A 15609-nucleotide genomic window follows, 5' to 3' on the forward strand; every position below is an offset into this window, starting at 1 on the left:
TCGGTGCCGAATTAGTGATGTGACCATTCAATGCTGTTCAGATCCACGCCCTGCTTGAACATTTCCCACAGCGGAGAAAGGTCGCGCAGACGGCCGATGGAGTTACGAACCAGCTTGATGGTGTAGTCAATCTCTTCTTCGGTAGTGAAACGACCTAAAGAGAAACGAATAGAACTGTGCGCCAGTTCATCAGTCATGCCTAACGCGCGCAGCACGTAGGATGGCTCAAGGCTCGCGGAAGTACAGGCTGAACCGGAGGAAACCGCCAGGTCTTTCAGCGCCATAATCAGCGACTCGCCTTCAACATAGTTGAAGCTGACGTTGAGAATGTTCGGCGCGCCCTGCTCAAGGTCGCCATTCAGATAGACTTCTTCCATATCTTTCACGCCGTTCCACAGACGGTCACGCAGGCCGCGCAGGCGCGCCATTTCGCTTTCCATCTCTTCTTTGGCGATACGGTAAGCTTCGCCCATACCGACGATCTGGTGGACAGGCAGGGTGCCAGAACGCATGCCGCGCTCGTGACCGCCGCCGTGCATCTGCGCTTCGATGCGGATACGCGGCTTACGGCGTACGTACAGCGCGCCGATACCTTTCGGGCCATAAATTTTGTGACCGGAGAAGGACATCAGGTCAACTTTCAGCTGGCTCAGATCGATAGGCAGTTTGCCCACGCTCTGGGTGGCGTCAACGTGGTAAATGATACCGCGGGCGCGGCACATTTCGCCGATGGTAGCGATATCCTGCACCACGCCGATTTCGTTGTTCACGTGCATAATGGAAACCAGGATGGTGTCGTCACGCATCGCCGCTTCCAGTTCTTTCAGATCGATAATACCGTTGCTCTGAGGAGCAAGGTAGGTCACTTCAAAACCTTCGCGCTCGAGCTGACGGCAGGTATCCAGCACCGCTTTATGCTCAGTTTTGCTGGTGATGATGTGCTTGCCTTTTTTCTGATAAAAGTTGGCTGCACCTTTAATCGCCAGGTTATCGGATTCCGTTGCGCCGGAGGTAAAGACGATTTCGCGCGGATCGGCGCCGACCAGTTCGGCAATCTGATTACGGGCGATATCTACCGCCTCTTCAGCCTGCCAACCGAAACGGTGAGAACGTGAGGCCGGGTTACCAAAGGTCCCGTCCAGGGTCAGGAACTGCATCATTTTCTCGGCAACACGCGGGTCCACCGGCGTTGTTGCGGAGTAATCGAGGTAAATCGGTAATTTCATTGCTCTTAAACTCCGTACATCACTCAATGCAAGGAACCAGGCAACCGGCTTGATGTACGACCGAGTACACGAGATGTCTCAACATCCCGGCCTGATTCTGAAAATCTTTATTATTGCTATCTACCCTGCCGTTTCACCTTGCAGCCCGTAAGCCGCAAGCTGAAACTAAGCCTCGTGCTAGGCGCGCAGTTTTACGTCAATGGCGTCCTGAGAACGCGTAGTACGCTGAGATTCATGATTGTGCTGACGACCAGAAACATCGAGGATTTCCTGGTTATTCACCAGTTCGCCCAAGGTGATGTTGTTGAGGAAACCGGTCAAACGTTCGCTCAGATCGCGCCACAGCGCGTGGGTCAGACACTTATCGCCACCCTGGCAGCCGCCTTTACCCTGACAACGGGTGGCGTCAACGGATTCGTCTACGGCGCTGATCACTTCGCCTACGGCGATGCTGCCAGCTTCTTTACCTAACAGGTAACCGCCGCCTGGTCCACGAACGCTGGATACCAGACCATTTTTACGCAGGCGAGAGAACAGCTGTTCCAGATAGGAAAGCGAAATTCCCTGACGCTCTGAAATATCTGCCAACGGAACCGGACCCGTTTCAGAGTTGAGCGCAACGTCAAGCATTGCGGTCACGGCATAACGCCCTTTAGATGTCAGTCTCATGTCTTACTTAACCTCAAACTCGCCCCTGCCCGGGCTTTTTATTAATATGGGTATTGCATAGCAGGGCCAAGTCTGACATTCCCGAGTAAATTGGTCAACTATTTACTTGACTGTTTTAGTCAGGTATTTGGCTTTCCGTGCCGTTATTAATTTCGAGCCGCTCCCGGGGTCGGCCAAAGGCCTCGCCCGGGCTACAACAGATTCGTAGGCCGGATAAGCGAAGCGCCATCCGGCGTTAACGCGCTTACTTACCTTTATTCTGCTGCTCAATAGACGCCAGCATCCCGCGCAGGATGTTCAGCTCCTGGCTTTCCGGACGCGCGCGGGTGAACAGGCGACGCAACTTGTTCATCACCTGTCCCGGATGATTCGGGCGGATAAAACCGGTCGCCAGCAGCGTCTGCTCAAGGTGGCCGTAGAAACGTTCTAAATCATCGACCAGCGGATACGGCGTTTCTTCATGTTCAACCGCCGGTTGCGCCTGTTCCTGAGTCGCCAGCCAGGCCATTCGCACTTCATAGGCGATAACCTGCACCGCCATTGCCAGGTTCAGCGAGCTGTACTCGGGGTTGGCGGCGATCGCCACGTGATAGTGGCATTTCTGCAGTTCGTCGTTAGTCAGGCCAACGCGCTCGCGGCCAAAGACCAGCGCGACCGGCGCATGCTGACCTTCGGCGACGCTTTTCAGACCGCATTCGCGCGGATCCAGCATCGGCCACGGCAGCGTGCGGGAGCGCGCGCTGGTGCCAACCACCAGGCTACAGCCCGCCAGCGCTTCATCAAGGGTATCGACGATCTGCGCGTTACCAATCACATCGCTGGCGCCAGCGGCCAGCGCGATGGCCTGGGAATCAGGTTTCACCAGCGGGTTGACCAGCCACAGGTTAGTTAAGCCCATGGTTTTCATCGCGCGGGCAACGGAGCCCATATTGCCGGTGTGTGAGGTTTCTACCAGTACGATTCGAATATTTTGCAGCATTATGGTTCTTCGGCTAAAGATTATTCGTGCATGCTAACATAAAACGGAGACATAAGCAGAATTCGCTGTTACTATATGCGCCGTTTTTTCCCGTTCTTTAACATCCAGTGAGAGATACCGATGCATCCGATGCTGAACATTGCCGTGCGCGCAGCGCGCAAGGCGGGTAATTTAATTGCCAAGCACTACGAAACGCCAGATTCCGTAGAAACCAGCCAGAAAGGCAGCAATGACTTTGTGACTAACGTCGATAAAGCCGCAGAAGCGATTATTATCGAAACCATTCGCAAGTCTTACCCACAGCACACCATCATCACCGAAGAAAGCGGCGAGCACGCTGGTGAAGATCAGGATATTCAATGGGTTATCGATCCACTGGATGGCACCACCAACTTCGTTAAACGTCTGCCACACTTCTCTGTTTCCATCGCCGTACGCATTAAAGGCCGTACTGAAGTCGCGGTGGTTTACGATCCAATGCGTAATGAACTGTTCACCGCCACCCGCGGCCAGGGCGCGCAGCTGAACGGCTACCGTCTGCGCGGCAGCAACGCTCGCGATCTCGACGGTACTATCATCGCCACCGGTTTCCCGTTCAAAGCGAAGCAGCACGCTACCGCTTACATGAACATCCTCGGCAATATGTTCACCGAGTGCGCTGACTTCCGTCGCACCGGTTCCGCCGCACTGGATCTGGCCTACGTTGCCGCTGGCCGCGTTGATGGTTACTTTGAAATCGCCCTCAAACCGTGGGATTTCGCCGCAGGCGAGCTGATCGCTCGTGAAGCAGGCGCCATCGTTTGCGACTTCACCGGTGGTCATAACTATATGCTGACCGGCAACATCGTAGCCGGTAACCCGCGCGTCGTGAAAGCGATGCTGGCGAACATGCGCGAGCAGCTGAGCGAAGCGCTGAAGCGTTAATTTCTCACTGAATGTAAAAAGGAAGCCGCGGCTCCTTTTTTTATACCCTAAAACGGCCGCAAGCCGCCGCCCGGCGGGATCGCGCTACTCCACATCACGACAGCCGCCGTCAATAGCGCCACGCCGCCGGCCAGCGCCAGCGTCGCCCAACCAACCTGTTTCCACATCGCCGGCGCCTGATGGCGACTCAGGCGGATAGCCAACTGGCGGAATCCATGCACCAACAGCGCCAGCCCGCTTATGGTCAGCGACGTTCCCGCCGCCATCACCAGCGCGGCAGCCATGCCCCAGCCAAAGACGCCGATTACCTTGCTGAACAGCAGCACCATAATCGCTCCCGAGCAGGGACGCATGCCCATCGACAGTACAATCGCCAGCCTGGCGCGCCAGTCGTCGCCACTCTGTAGTTGATCCGGCGCCGGAAGGTGCTGATGGCCGCAGCCGCAATGTTCATCATGGACGTGATGCGGGGTAAAAGCGGTAAACGTTGGCCGCCGCAGCAAGACTCGCAGTTTTTTCAATGCCCGCCAGCACAGTAAAAGCCCCAATGCGCCGACCAGCAGATAGCTCCCCTTCTCCAGCCAGAAGCTGCTGAGATGCAGTTGACGCGCCGGAAGCTGCAGCAGCGTCAATACCACCACCACCAGCACTATCGCCACCATTCCCTGCAACAGCGATGCCGCCAGCGTCAGCACAATACTCGATTTCAACTTTGAGGGATGGGTGGCAAGCCAGGTGGTAATCACGATTTTTCCGTGACCGGGGCCAAGCGCGTGCAGTACGCCGTAGACAAAACTGAACCCGAGCAGTGACAGCCCCGCCGCTGACGGATTATCCGCCACCGCCTGCAGCAGTTGGCTGAGCTCAAGATTCAGTGAACGCTGCCAGACCGCGCTTTGCAACAGTACCTGCGGCCAGGCGAGCCACAACCAGATACCGCCCACGACGGTCAGCGTCAGAAACAACGCCAGCGGCCAGAATGATTTCCAGCGCGGCGCCCGCGCTCGCGGCGTAAAGACTACTGACATGTCAAGGTCACCTTCTGGGCGAAGTAGTTACCCAGTTCCATATCTTCCGGCGGCGCGTCCTCTTTATCGAGCGACTGCGCATAAGACAACATTTTGTCGTTGGGTTTCGGCGTCATTACCGTGGCCTTGCAGGAGGCCCGCAGCGCGGCAGGCAACGAAAAATCGCTATCCTGCTCATAAAACATATCGACGTAGTAGGTCGGATCGAAGGTGGATAAAGTAAAGGTTTGTCCGGCAACAGGTTGCGGTGTTGCCAACGGCAAGGTGAAGGTAAGTACCGCCTGCAGCCCGCTACGCGCAAGGCCGTAACCATCCGGGCGGTTAGCAAACTTCACCCGCTGGCCGTTATGCCACAGCTCGCTGAAGTAGTGCTGGCCGAGTACGTTGGCCATGACCTCCGCCGCCAGTTTTTTCCATACTTCGCTGCCCGCCTTTGCATTGCCGGCATCATAGAGCAGATCTGCTGACGTTATTTCGTCCATCGTCCAGCGCATCTTAAAACCGGTCAACAGACCGTCATTCACCACGGCTTCACTCTGCAAATTAATGAAGCTGTGCGGATGCGCAACGGCTGACAATGATAAAACCATGAAAAATGCCGCACCGACGCAGTGTTTCACTTTCTTCATCTGTTCCTCGCGTGAAAAATTCTGTGAACTTCGCCAGCAATCCTGATCTAAAGGCCGCGGCCCGCCCTGCTCACCCTGCATCCTTTGGCTATTCTTAGCTGAAACCCTAACTGGAACTTACCAGATGATGACAGTGATTGAACCACCATCTGCGCTTTCCAGTCCACAGCGCCGTAGCCAGGTGCTCCTGATGTTCTATCTTCCGGGACAATCCGTCACGCCGCAACAGCTGGTCAGGCTCAACCAGGTGGATGAGGCGACGGCCCAACAGGATATCGCGGAGACGGGGCGCGAAATTCAGCGTTATCATCGACTGACTCTCGCGTCGCAGATGGACGGCAGCTATCGGATTGAAGGCGCCGCGCTCGATCAACGCCTGTGCCTGCTGCACGCTCTCCGGCGTGGGCTACGCCTGTGCCCGCATTTCGTTCATCACCATTTTACCCCGGCGTTAAAAACGCAGCTTAAACAGCAGGGTATCGCGCGAACCTTATATGATGATACCAATCTTCAGGCGCTGGTGAATCGCTGCGCTCGCGCGCTCAATCGGCAGTTCGACTGCCGGGACGGTCAGTTCCTGCGCCTGTATCTTCAGTACTGCCTGCTACAACATCATCTGGGCCAGTCGCCGGATTTCACCCGTGAGCAGCGCAACTGGGCGCAGGCCGCGGCGGAATTTAACCTCGCCGCCGAAATCGTCCGCCACTGGCAGCGCCGGGTCAGCGCCACGCCCCACGCCGGCGAACAACTTTTCCTGACCCTGCTGTTTATGTTACTGAAAACCCCGGATCCCATTCACGACGGTCATCAACAGGACAGACGCCTGCATCTGGCGATCTCCCGCTTGATCCATCGTTTCCAGGATCTGGCGGGACGGCCATTCAGCGATGAACAAGGGTTGAGTGACCAGCTCTATATCCATCTTTCGCAGGCGTTGAACCGCAGCGTATTCGCCATCGGTATTGATAACGCTTTACCGGAGGAGATCGGACGCCTGTATCCGCGCCTGATGCGTACCACCCAGGAGGCATTACGCGATTTCGAAACGGCCTATCATATTCAATTTAATCAGGAAGAGGTCAGCTTAATCGCGGTGATTTTCGGCGCGTGGTTGATGCAAAAAGCCGACCTGCATGAAAAGCAGGTGGTGCTGCTGACGCGGGAAAATAGCGAACTGGAACAGGCGCTGGAAATGCAATTGCGGGAATTAACGCTGCTGCCGCTGAATATTAAATACTTAAGCGTGACTCAGTTTCAGCAACAAGGCGCGCCGAAGGATGTGACCTTAGTGGTCACGCCTTACACCACCGCGCTACCGCTGTTTTCGCCGCCGCTGTTTCATGCTGAAGAGAATTTTAGCGATCACCAGCGGCAGCAGATTTGCAAAATGCTTGAGGATTAGGCGCTCACCGCCTTCGGTCGCACGATCAGCGCCGGTAGCGCCACCAGCGCCATCACCCAGAAGACGCCCTGATGCAGGTGCTGGTAGAGGAAACCAGCAAACACCGTCATCACCGCGATGCTGCCGCCCATCGCCACCGCCGAGTAAACGGCCTGCAGGCGGATAACCTCACTTCCCTGCCGCGCGGCGATATAGCGCATGGCCGCCAGATGACAGACGGTAAACGTTCCGCAGTGGAGGATCTGCGCGACCAGTAGCCATGGCAGCGCGGTCGTCCAGCCCATAATCGTCCAGCGCGCCACCCCGCACACCGCCGAGAGCAGCAGCAGGTCGCGGGCGCTAAACCGACGGAACACTTTTTTACTCAAGGCGAAAATCACCACTTCGGCGACGACGCCGAGCGACCATAAATAACCGACGGCGGAGGCAGAATAACCGGCCTGCTGCCAGTATAACGCGCTGAAGCCATAGTAGGCGGCGTGCGCCCCCTGCAACAGACAGACGCAGGCTAGAAAACGCCAGCTTTGCCGCACCAGGCTAAGCCACGCCGGTAGTCCGGCCGCCTCCTGATGGCGGCTCTCCCCCTGCGGCATCACTGAAGGTTTCAGCAGCATGCCCAACAGCATCGAAGCGGTGCCCAGGCTTAACAACAACAGGATCGCCCGGTAATCAAACAGACTCACCAGCTTGCCGGTCAGCGCAGAACCGATGACAAAAGCAATCGATCCCCACAACCGCACCCGACCGTAATCCATGGTGATCTGCTTTTGCCAGGTGTTGGCCAGCGCATCGGTTAAGGGTACCAGCGGCGAGAAAAAGAGGTTGAATCCGACGATGACCACCATCAGCCAGGCCACCTGCCCGCCGACCCAGAAGGCGAGAGCAAACAGCAGCGTCAGCAACGCCAGGATACGCAAGGCGCTAATCAAACGAGAAGGATCGCTGACCCGCGGCGCAATTAGCAGGCTGCCCAGAAAACGCGCCACCAGCCCGGCGCCGAGCAGCACGCCAATGGTTTCGGGCGTCAGGCCAACGCCTGCCAGCCAGACGCTCCAGAATGGTAAAAAAATACCGTAGCTAAAAAAGTAGGTGAAGTAACTTAGCGCCAGCCAGCGCGTGGAGTGCAAGACCATGATTCCCTCCCGAATGGAAGCTCTAGTCTGGCGATAAAGCGCATACTGAGCAAACCCATGTCTCACTATCTTCATGGTCGTTAAGTACATTTCTCTTAAAATCGTGAGCCTTGTCACGCGATGAGTGTGCGACATGGCGGGCAGTATGAAAAAAAATCCGATAACCGGGCATCAGAGCGCTTCCCTCGTATCGGCTTAATCGCCGCTCAACGAGGCGCAACAATATTATTTTCCCAGCGTGGCGGGGAGTAAAAATGTGTATTACGTTTAGATCACACGCCTGTGATAAAGGACTGATTATGAACACGCTACGCTATTTTGACTTTGGCTCTTCCCGCCCTGTTCTGCTGTTAATCGCACGTATTGCGATCGTGCTGCTGTTCATTATTTTTGGCTATCCGAAACTGATGGGGTTTAGCGGAACGGTACAATATATGGCTTCTTCCGGCGCGCCGATGCCGACGCTGGCGGCGATCATCGCGGTCATCATGGAGGTACCCGCCGCTATTCTGATTATTTTAGGTTTCTTCACCCGCCCGCTGGCGGTGATCTTTATCTTTTACACCCTGGGTACGGCGGTTATCGGCCATCATTACTGGGATATGACCGGCGATGCGGTATTGCCGAATATGATTAACTTCTATAAGAACGTCAGTATCGCCGGGGCCTTCCTGCTGCTGGCGATAACCGGACCAGGTTCGATTTCGCTGGACCGTCGATAACCAGCAGACACAAAAAAGGCCGCAATCGCGGCCTTTTTTATCTTAACGCGGCAAGATTACGCGTAAACCGGGAAACGAGCGCAGATATCCAGCACTTTACCTTTGACGCGCTCAATAACAGCTTCGTCGTTGATATTGTCGAGAACGTCGCACATCCAGCCAGCCAGCTCTTTCACTTCCGCTTCTTTAAAGCCGCGGCGAGTCACAGCCGGAGAACCGATACGGATACCGGAAGTCACGAACGGGCTCTTTGGATCGTTCGGTACGCTGTTTTTGTTAACGGTGATGTTGGCGCGGCCCAGGGCGGCGTCAGCTTCTTTACCGGTCAGGTTTTTATCTACCAGATCCAGCAGGAACAGGTGGTTTTCAGTACCGCCGGAAACCACTTTGTAACCGCGGTTCAGGAACACTTCCACCATCGCTTTGGCGTTTTTGGCAACCTGCTGCTGATAAACTTTGAACTCTGGCTCCATCGCTTCTTTCAGCGCCACCGCTTTCGCGGCGATAACGTGCATCAGCGGGCCGCCCTGCGCGCTTGGGAACACGGCGGAGTTCAGTTTCTTGTACAGCTCTTCGCTACCGCCTTTCGCCAGGATCAGGCCGCCGCGCGGACCCGCCAGGGTTTTGTGGGTGGTAGTAGTAACAACGTGGGCGTGCGGAACCGGGTTCGGATAAACGCCGGCGGCAATCAGGCCCGCTACGTGCGCCATATCGACGAACAGGTAAGCGCCGATGCTGTCAGCGATTTCACGCATTTTCGCCCAGTCAACGATACCGGAGTAAGCGGAGAAGCCACCGATGATCATCTTCGGTTTGTGCTCCTGGGCCTGCTTCGCCATGTCTTCGTAGTCAATTTTACCGGACTCATCGATACCGTAAGGAATGATGTTGTACAGTTTACCGGAGAAGTTAACCGGGGAACCGTGGGTCAGGTGGCCGCCTTGCGCCAGGTTCATACCCAGCACGGTATCGCCTGGTTGCAGCAGAGCGGTATAGACGGCAAAGTTAGCCTGCGAGCCGGAGTGCGGCTGCACGTTAGCGTAGTCGGCGCCGAACAGTTCTTTCGCGCGGTCGATAGCCAGTTGCTCAACGATATCCACGTACTCGCAGCCACCGTAGTAGCGCTTGCCCGGATAACCTTCGGCATATTTGTTAGTCAGCTGGGAACCCTGAGCCTGCATCACGCGCGGACTGGTGTAGTTCTCGGAGGCGATCAGTTCGATGTGCTCTTCCTGACGTACTTTTTCCTGCTCCATAGCCTGCCACAGTTCGGCATCATAATCGGCAATGTTCATTTCACGCTTTAACATCCGCATCTCCTGACTCAGCTAACGATAAAATTTTGGCCTAAAAAGGCGGTCCTGATGGACAACGGCCCACAGTATAACCGAATCATTCTGTGATAACAGGTCTTGACAAAGGATTTTACGCAAACGATTGGCTCCACAGCACACAAGGCTTTGAGCAATAACGCATCAAACATTATCAACGGATTTCTTTTCAGGTTTGTGATGCAAATTCTTCATGTTGTAACTGCTTTGCGGCAAAGTGATAAAGAACCATTTACATAGCAGGGTTATTTATATAAGATGCATTTGAAATGCATCAATAGGATAACATTTAAGGAAGCTGCTATGCTCGACGCTCAAACCATCGCCACGGTCAAAGCCACCATTCCCCTGCTTGTAGAGACCGGCCCAAAGCTAACCGCGCATTTTTATGACCGCATGTTTACTCATAACCCGGAGCTCAAAGAGATCTTCAATATGAGTAACCAGCGCAACGGCGACCAGCGCGAAGCGCTGTTCAACGCTATCGCCGCCTACGCCAGTAATATCGACAACCTGCCGGCCCTGCTGCCGGCGGTTGAAAAAATCGCCCAGAAACATACCAGCTTCCAGATTAAACCGGAGCAGTACAATATTGTCGGCAGCCATCTGCTGGCGACCCTCGACGAAATGTTTAGCCCAGGCCAGGAAGTACTCGACGCCTGGGGCAAAGCCTACGGGGTGCTGGCGAACGTCTTCATCAACCGCGAAGCGGAGATCTATCAGGATAACGCCAGTAAAAATGGCGGCTGGGAAGGTACCCGCGCGTTCCGCATTGTTAAGAAGACCCCGCGCAGCCAGCTTATTACCAGCTTTGAACTGGAGCCTGTCGACGGTCAGCCGGTCGCCGATTACCAGCCAGGACAGTATCTGGCTATCTGGTTGAAGCCGGAAGCCTTCGAATATCAGGAAATTCGTCAATACTCTCTGACCCGCAGAGCGGACGGTAAAGGCTATCGCATCGCGGTGAAACGCGAGAATGGCGGCCAGGTGTCCAACTGGCTGCATAACCACGCCAGCGAAGGCGACGTAGTCTATTTAGCCGCGCCAGCGGGCGACTTCTTCCTCAACGTGGAAGCGCAGACGCCGGTGACCCTGCTCTCCGGCGGCGTCGGCCAAACGCCAATGCTGGCGATGCTGGATACGCTGGCCAAAAGCCATCATCAGGGCCAGGTGAACTGGTTCCACGCGGCGGAAAACGGTGACGTTCACGCCTTTGCGGACGAAGTGAAGGCGCTTGGCGCGGCGCTACCGAAGTTTACCTCTCACGTCTGGTACCGCAGCCCGAGCGAGGCCGACCGTCAGGCAGGACGTTTTGATAGCGAAGGTTTGATGGATTTAGCGCCGCTGGCGGAAAATATTCGCGACCCGCAGATGCAATTCTATCTCTGCGGCCCGGTAGCGTTTATGCAGTTTGCGGCGAAGCAGCTGGTAGAATTAGGGGTCAATAAAGACAACATTCATTACGAATGTTTCGGCCCGCATAAGGTTCTGTAAGCCCAACGACGCGGGGATTTGTAGGCCGGGTAAGCGCAGCGCCACCCGGCAATACTGCAGCGAGCGGCGAGGATTAAATCGCCGCGTCGTCTTCTTCACCGGTACGGATACGAATCACCCGCGCCACGTCGAAGACAAAGATTTTACCGTCGCCGATTTTACCGGTCTGGGCGGTACGAATGATGGTATCGACGCAGGTATCGACGATATCGTCCGTCACCACGATTTCAATTTTCACCTTCGGCAGAAAATCCACCATATATTCCGCGCCGCGGTACAGCTCGGTATGCCCTTTCTGACGACCAAACCCTTTGACTTCCGTCACCGTCATGCCGGTGATACCGACTTCCGCCAGCGCTTCACGCACGTCATCCAATTTGAACGGTTTAATAATCGCATCAATCTTTTTCATGGTTTTCCTGTCTTTGTCGCGTAACCGGTTGCTTACCGTATCATAGCTTGCGCTATGCCGCGGGGCTACTCTTTAAAGTCGTTGGCGTCGAGCTCGTGGCGCGACAGCAGTTTGTAAAACTCGGTGCGGTTACGCCCGGCCATCCGCGCGGCATGCGTCACGTTACCTTTGGTTATCTGCAAAAGCTTACGCAGGTAGTTGAGCTCAAACTGATTACGCGCCTCGACGAAGGTCGGTAGCGCGGTATTCTCCCCCTCCAGCGCCTGCTCCACCAGCGCATCGCTGATCACCGGCGATGAGGTCAGCGCCACACACTGTTCAATCACGTTAACCAACTGACGCACGTTGCCCGGCCATTTGGCGGCCATTAGCCGCTTCATCGCATCGGTGGAGAAGGCGCGCACGAAAGGTTTGTGACGGTCGGCGGACTGGCGCAATAGATGATTGGCCAGTAGCGGGATATCCTCCGCGCGCTCGGAAAGCGGCGGGATCTTCAAGTTAACGACATTGAGCCGATAGAACAGATCTTCGCGGAATTCGCCGCGCGCCATCGCCTTCGGTAGATCGCGGTGGGTCGCCGAAACAATGCGCACGTCGATGTCGATATCGCGGTTGCTGCCCAGCGGGCGCACCTTACGCTCCTGCAGGACGCGCAGCAGCTTTACCTGCAGCGCGACGGGCATATCGCCGATTTCATCAAGAAACAGCGTACCGCCCTCGGCGGCCTGAAAAAGCCCTTCGCGGTTGCTGACCGCGCCGGTAAAGGCGCCGCGCGCGTGGCCGAACAGTTCGGACTCCAGTAATTGTTCCGGCAACGCGCCGCAGTTAATCGCGATAAACGGTTTTTCGTGGCGCGGGCTGGCGTTGTGGATCGCCTGGGCGACAATCTCTTTCCCGGTACCGCTCTGGCCGATAATCAACACGCTAACGTCAGACTGCGCCACCATACCGGCCTGCTCCAGCAGCCGCAGCATCTGTGGACTACGGGTGACAATCGCCTGTCGCCAGCGCTCGTCGGTGGCCGGCGAGCTCTGCTCGAGAGCATCGTCAATCGCTTTATATAGCGCGTCTTTATCGACCGGTTTAGTCAGAAAACTAAACACCCCTTTCTGGGTAGCGGCAACGGCGTCAGGAATAGAGCCGTGGGCGGTCAGGATGATGACCGGCATGCCGGGTTGCGCCTTCTGGATTTCAGCAAACAGCTGCAGGCCGTCCATTTCATCCATGCGTAAATCGCTCACCACCAGGTCCACCCGCTCGCGCGTCAGCACGCGTAGCGCCTCGGGCCCGCTTTCCGCCGTGACCACGCTATAACCCTCACTGACCAGTCGCATCCCCAGCAGCTTTAACAGCCCCGGATCGTCGTCCACCAGCAACAGGTGGGCGGGTTTACGGATCGTCATGGATCACCTCCGGTACCTTGTCGCTACCGCTATTAAAATTGCCGCCGGGCTTACGGCTGGAGAGCTGGCGCTCAATATCGGTAAGGTTTTCCAGCTTGCGGGTGGTCAGCTCCAGTTGACTACGCAACTGCTGCTCCTGCTGACGCAAGGTTTCCAGTTCAGCATCGCTCGATTGCTGGAGTTTGCCGTAGCGGGAGCGCTCCTCAAATAACTGCAATTGCCGGGCCTGGCCGTCGCGCCACAGCCGGTACAGCGGGCGAACCTGCGCGGCGATTTGCGGGCTAAAGCTGTCGATGCGGGCAACCATTTCGCGACGCTCATCGGGGGTGATTTTGGCGTCGGCCAGCAGAATGCCGCGTTTCAACGCATCCTGCCAGTTATCATCGTTATGCAATTTGGCTTCGGCGCGGGCTTGTACCGGCGCCAGGCGATCCGCGCAGTCAATACCACGCAGCCAATACAGCGGGTTCTTATCACTGGCATCGTTTTCCAGCGACCAGATATTGGCGCAATCTACGGAGAGAAAATCCGCCACCTGATGTTCCGGTAGCTCGGGCGGCGCATTGCCGTCTGCGGCGCGCGGCGACATAGCGGCAGAACAACCCGCCAGCGTCAGGCAGCATAGGCCCGACAGCAGCCATCCCCGTAAAGGACGGCGCAATGCGAAAAAGAGGGACATATTCACCCAATGTTGATTCATGTGTTGGTTTTTCCCGGCTCAGCGGCGGGGAGCGAGATGCGAAAACAGATGAACCCGGGATTATCATCGACCAGGCTCAGCTCTCCCTGCATTTGCCGTACGCAGTCGCGGGCGATACTCAACCCCAGACCGCTGCCTTTTACTGCCCCTTTACGCAGGTGGCTTCCCTGATAAAAAGGCTCGAAAATCATATTTCTTTCGGCGACGGGGATCGGCTCGCCGCTATTGGCGACATCGATACGAACCTGCTCGCCGTGGCGGTAACTATGAATCCGAATGTTACCGGATTCAGCGCCATAGTGCACCGCATTGGAGTACAGATTATCAAGCACGCTGGTCAGCAACGTCGGCTCCGCCAGGCAGAAGCGTTCACCCAGCGCCAGCTCGGTAGACATCATCTTGGCTCTTGCCGGTAAACTATGCGCGGAAACGACGGTCTGCGCCAGTTCGGCAATATCCACTTTCTGCCGCTCGACCGGGCCATCGGCCAGTTTGCGGTTATAGTCGAGCAGCTGTTCGATCAGCTTTTGCAGATTGCGGCTGCTGTTATCAAGGATCTCAACGATTTCTTGCTGTTCCGTCGTCAGCGGCCCCGCTACCCGGTCCGCCAGCAGTTCCGTACCTTCACGCATGCTGGCGAGCGGTGTTTTCAGTTCATGTGACAGATGACGAAGAAACTGGTGGCGTTGGGACTCTAGCCACGCCAGACGTTCACTCAACCAGATAATCCGTTTACCGACCGATCGCAGTTCGCGCGGGCCGGTGAACAGTGCCGCATCATCCAGCGACTTTCCCTCTCCCAGGCGGTTAATCATCTTCTCGATGCCCTTCACCGGGCCGATGATCATGCGGGTAAACAGCAAAACCAGCGTCAGGCTCAGCAGAAACAGAACCAGCGCCTGCCAGCCGAAGAACTGCCCGCGCTCGGCGATCTCCTGCTGTAGCTGCTGGCCGCGGGAGAAGATTACCGTGCGGGTCGCTTGCACCATTTCACTGTTAGCATCGGCAAAGGCTTCGAGGCTCGCCGCGGCTTTGACGTCCGGCGCGCTATTATGGCAACGCAATTGGGCCAGGTCGGCGAGGTTCTGCCGCAGGGTCTGCCAAATGTGAGCATCCGGCAACACGCCGGAGAGCGCCTCAAGCATTTCGCTATAACGCTTACGTTGATTTTGATAGACCCGCTCAAGAGTAGGATCGTCCAGCACGCAATACTGGAGATAGCTACGCTCCATTTCCAGCGAGGCGTTGACCATCGCTTCGCTACGCCGCGCATCAGTCAAGGTGGTGCGGTTAATATGCGCGGCCTGGGCGCTGAGCGCGTTCAGGCTTTGCCAGGCCTGCCATGCCAGCACCAACAGCGGCAGCATGATCAGCACAAAGGACAGCGTCACCAGTTGGCGCAAGGAACGGGGGAAAAGAGAGAATCGCTTCAAAGATATAGCCTCAACCATTAGCTCCTGAAGATGCTAACTGAGGATGGCGGAAACATCCACGGCAGAAACAATAAAGGCAGGCTCTAAAGCCTGCCTTTATTAAGGAATGAGGCGGTGCCTTACT

The 15609-nt window shown here is 56.2% G+C and carries 15 protein-coding genes; 4 read left to right on the forward strand and 11 right to left on the reverse strand.

Annotation, left to right across the window (positions count from 1 at the left end; genetic code table 11):
• Nucleotides 1–11: 11 nt before the first annotated feature.
• From iscS to trmJ, 3 genes are all read right to left on the reverse strand, one after another.
• Entirely contained in the window at nucleotides 12–1226 is a 1215-nt protein-coding gene (gene iscS, locus EAE_RS00805) for a cysteine desulfurase (protein WP_015703173.1), read from the reverse strand.
• A gap of 177 nt (nucleotides 1227–1403) precedes the next feature.
• The gene (gene iscR, locus EAE_RS00810) at nucleotides 1404–1895 is read right to left on the reverse strand and encodes a Fe-S cluster assembly transcriptional regulator IscR (RefSeq protein ID WP_015370314.1); all 492 of its coding nucleotides are present in this window, start codon (nucleotides 1893–1895) and stop codon (nucleotides 1404–1406) included.
• 244 nt (nucleotides 1896–2139) lie between these two features.
• A complete protein-coding gene (trmJ, locus tag EAE_RS00815; protein WP_015370313.1) occupies nucleotides 2140–2874 on the reverse strand; it encodes a tRNA (cytosine(32)/uridine(32)-2'-O)-methyltransferase TrmJ in 735 nt (244 codons plus the stop codon).
• 120 nt (nucleotides 2875–2994) lie between these two features.
• Here trmJ and suhB point away from each other — a divergent pair, with 120 nt between their 5' ends.
• The gene (gene suhB / locus EAE_RS00820; RefSeq protein ID WP_015370312.1) at nucleotides 2995–3798 is read left to right on the forward strand and encodes an inositol-1-monophosphatase; all 804 of its coding nucleotides are present in this window, start codon (nucleotides 2995–2997) and stop codon (nucleotides 3796–3798) included.
• Between the two features lie 47 nt (nucleotides 3799–3845).
• Here suhB and EAE_RS00825 read toward each other — a convergent pair whose 3' ends face one another.
• Nucleotides 3846–4826 (reverse strand): nickel/cobalt transporter, encoded by a 981-nt coding sequence (locus tag EAE_RS00825; protein WP_015703174.1) that lies wholly within the window; start codon nucleotides 4824–4826, stop codon nucleotides 3846–3848.
• Nucleotides 4817–5455 (reverse strand): DUF1007 family protein, encoded by a 639-nt coding sequence (locus tag EAE_RS00830; protein WP_015703175.1) that lies wholly within the window; start codon nucleotides 5453–5455, stop codon nucleotides 4817–4819. Before EAE_RS00830 ends, EAE_RS00825 begins: the two co-directional genes overlap by 10 nt.
• 124 nt (nucleotides 5456–5579) lie before the next feature.
• Here EAE_RS00830 and csiE point away from each other — a divergent pair, with 124 nt between their 5' ends.
• The gene (csiE, locus tag EAE_RS00835; RefSeq protein WP_015703176.1) at nucleotides 5580–6857 is read left to right on the forward strand and encodes a stationary phase inducible protein CsiE; all 1278 of its coding nucleotides are present in this window, start codon (nucleotides 5580–5582) and stop codon (nucleotides 6855–6857) included.
• Here the strand turns inward: csiE and EAE_RS00840 are convergent.
• Nucleotides 6854–7990 (reverse strand): 3-phenylpropionate MFS transporter, encoded by a 1137-nt coding sequence (locus EAE_RS00840; protein WP_015370308.1) that lies wholly within the window; start codon nucleotides 7988–7990, stop codon nucleotides 6854–6856. The genes csiE and EAE_RS00840 overlap by 4 nt on opposite strands.
• Nucleotides 7991–8289: 299 nt before the next feature.
• Between EAE_RS00840 and EAE_RS00845 the strand changes: the two genes are divergently transcribed.
• The gene (locus tag EAE_RS00845) at nucleotides 8290–8712 is read left to right on the forward strand and encodes a DoxX family protein (protein ID WP_015370306.1); all 423 of its coding nucleotides are present in this window, start codon (nucleotides 8290–8292) and stop codon (nucleotides 8710–8712) included.
• A gap of 56 nt (nucleotides 8713–8768) precedes the next feature.
• Here the strand turns inward: EAE_RS00845 and glyA are convergent, their stop codons facing one another.
• On the reverse strand, nucleotides 8769–10022 hold the full coding sequence (gene glyA / locus EAE_RS00850; RefSeq protein WP_015370305.1) for a serine hydroxymethyltransferase: 1254 nt from the start codon (nucleotides 10020–10022) through the stop codon (nucleotides 8769–8771).
• 324 nt (nucleotides 10023–10346) lie between these two features.
• Here glyA and hmpA point away from each other — a divergent pair, with 324 nt between their 5' ends.
• Complete coding sequence (gene hmpA / locus EAE_RS00855) at nucleotides 10347–11537, forward strand: NO-inducible flavohemoprotein (protein WP_015370304.1); 1191 nt, start codon at nucleotides 10347–10349, stop codon at nucleotides 11535–11537.
• Nucleotides 11538–11610: 73 nt separating this feature from the next.
• Here the strand turns inward: hmpA and glnB are convergent, their stop codons facing one another.
• The 4 genes from glnB to EAE_RS00875 all read right to left on the reverse strand — a co-directional run bounded on the left by glnB (nucleotide 11611) and on the right by EAE_RS00875 (nucleotide 15485).
• Nucleotides 11611–11949, reverse strand: a complete 339-nt coding sequence (gene glnB, locus EAE_RS00860; protein ID WP_002914032.1) for a nitrogen regulatory protein P-II — start codon at nucleotides 11947–11949, stop codon at nucleotides 11611–11613.
• Nucleotides 11950–12014: 65 nt separating this feature from the next.
• Nucleotides 12015–13352 (reverse strand): two-component system response regulator GlrR, encoded by a 1338-nt coding sequence (gene glrR / locus EAE_RS00865; RefSeq protein ID WP_015703177.1) that lies wholly within the window; start codon nucleotides 13350–13352, stop codon nucleotides 12015–12017.
• The gene (qseG, locus tag EAE_RS00870) at nucleotides 13339–14031 is read right to left on the reverse strand and encodes a two-component system QseEF-associated lipoprotein QseG (protein ID WP_026612244.1); all 693 of its coding nucleotides are present in this window, start codon (nucleotides 14029–14031) and stop codon (nucleotides 13339–13341) included. The genes glrR and qseG overlap by 14 nt, the downstream gene beginning before the upstream one ends.
• A gap of 17 nt (nucleotides 14032–14048) precedes the next feature.
• Complete coding sequence (locus EAE_RS00875) at nucleotides 14049–15485, reverse strand: sensor histidine kinase (protein ID WP_015703178.1); 1437 nt, start codon at nucleotides 15483–15485, stop codon at nucleotides 14049–14051.
• Nucleotides 15486–15609 lie beyond the last annotated feature (124 nt).

It is taken from the genome of Klebsiella aerogenes KCTC 2190, from assembly GCF_000215745.1.
GTDB classification, from domain to species: Bacteria; Pseudomonadota; Gammaproteobacteria; order Enterobacterales; family Enterobacteriaceae; genus Klebsiella; species Klebsiella aerogenes.

Excerpts from the sequence above, each read along its gene's own strand:
- iscS (WP_015703173.1), bottom strand. The coding sequence starts at position 1,226 with ATGAAATTACCGATTTACCTCGATTACTCCGCAACAACGCCGGTGGAC.
- iscR (WP_015370314.1), bottom strand. The coding sequence starts at position 1,895 with ATGAGACTGACATCTAAAGGGCGTTATGCCGTGACCGCAATGCTTGAC.
- trmJ (WP_015370313.1), bottom strand. The coding sequence starts at position 2,874 with ATGCTGCAAAATATTCGAATCGTACTGGTAGAAACCTCACACACCGGC.
- suhB (WP_015370312.1), top strand. The coding sequence starts at position 2,995 with ATGCATCCGATGCTGAACATTGCCGTGCGCGCAGCGCGCAAGGCGGGT.
- EAE_RS00825 (WP_015703174.1), bottom strand. The coding sequence starts at position 4,826 with ATGTCAGTAGTCTTTACGCCGCGAGCGCGGGCGCCGCGCTGGAAATCA.
- EAE_RS00830 (WP_015703175.1), bottom strand. The coding sequence starts at position 5,455 with ATGAAGAAAGTGAAACACTGCGTCGGTGCGGCATTTTTCATGGTTTTA.
- csiE (WP_015703176.1), top strand. The coding sequence starts at position 5,580 with ATGATGACAGTGATTGAACCACCATCTGCGCTTTCCAGTCCACAGCGC.
- EAE_RS00840 (WP_015370308.1), bottom strand. The coding sequence starts at position 7,990 with ATGGTCTTGCACTCCACGCGCTGGCTGGCGCTAAGTTACTTCACCTAC.
- EAE_RS00845 (WP_015370306.1), top strand. The coding sequence starts at position 8,290 with ATGAACACGCTACGCTATTTTGACTTTGGCTCTTCCCGCCCTGTTCTG.
- glyA (WP_015370305.1), bottom strand. The coding sequence starts at position 10,022 with ATGTTAAAGCGTGAAATGAACATTGCCGATTATGATGCCGAACTGTGG.
- hmpA (WP_015370304.1), top strand. The coding sequence starts at position 10,347 with ATGCTCGACGCTCAAACCATCGCCACGGTCAAAGCCACCATTCCCCTG.
- glnB (WP_002914032.1), bottom strand. The coding sequence starts at position 11,949 with ATGAAAAAGATTGATGCGATTATTAAACCGTTCAAATTGGATGACGTG.
- glrR (WP_015703177.1), bottom strand. The coding sequence starts at position 13,352 with ATGACGATCCGTAAACCCGCCCACCTGTTGCTGGTGGACGACGATCCG.
- qseG (WP_026612244.1), bottom strand. The coding sequence starts at position 14,031 with ATGTCCCTCTTTTTCGCATTGCGCCGTCCTTTACGGGGATGGCTGCTG.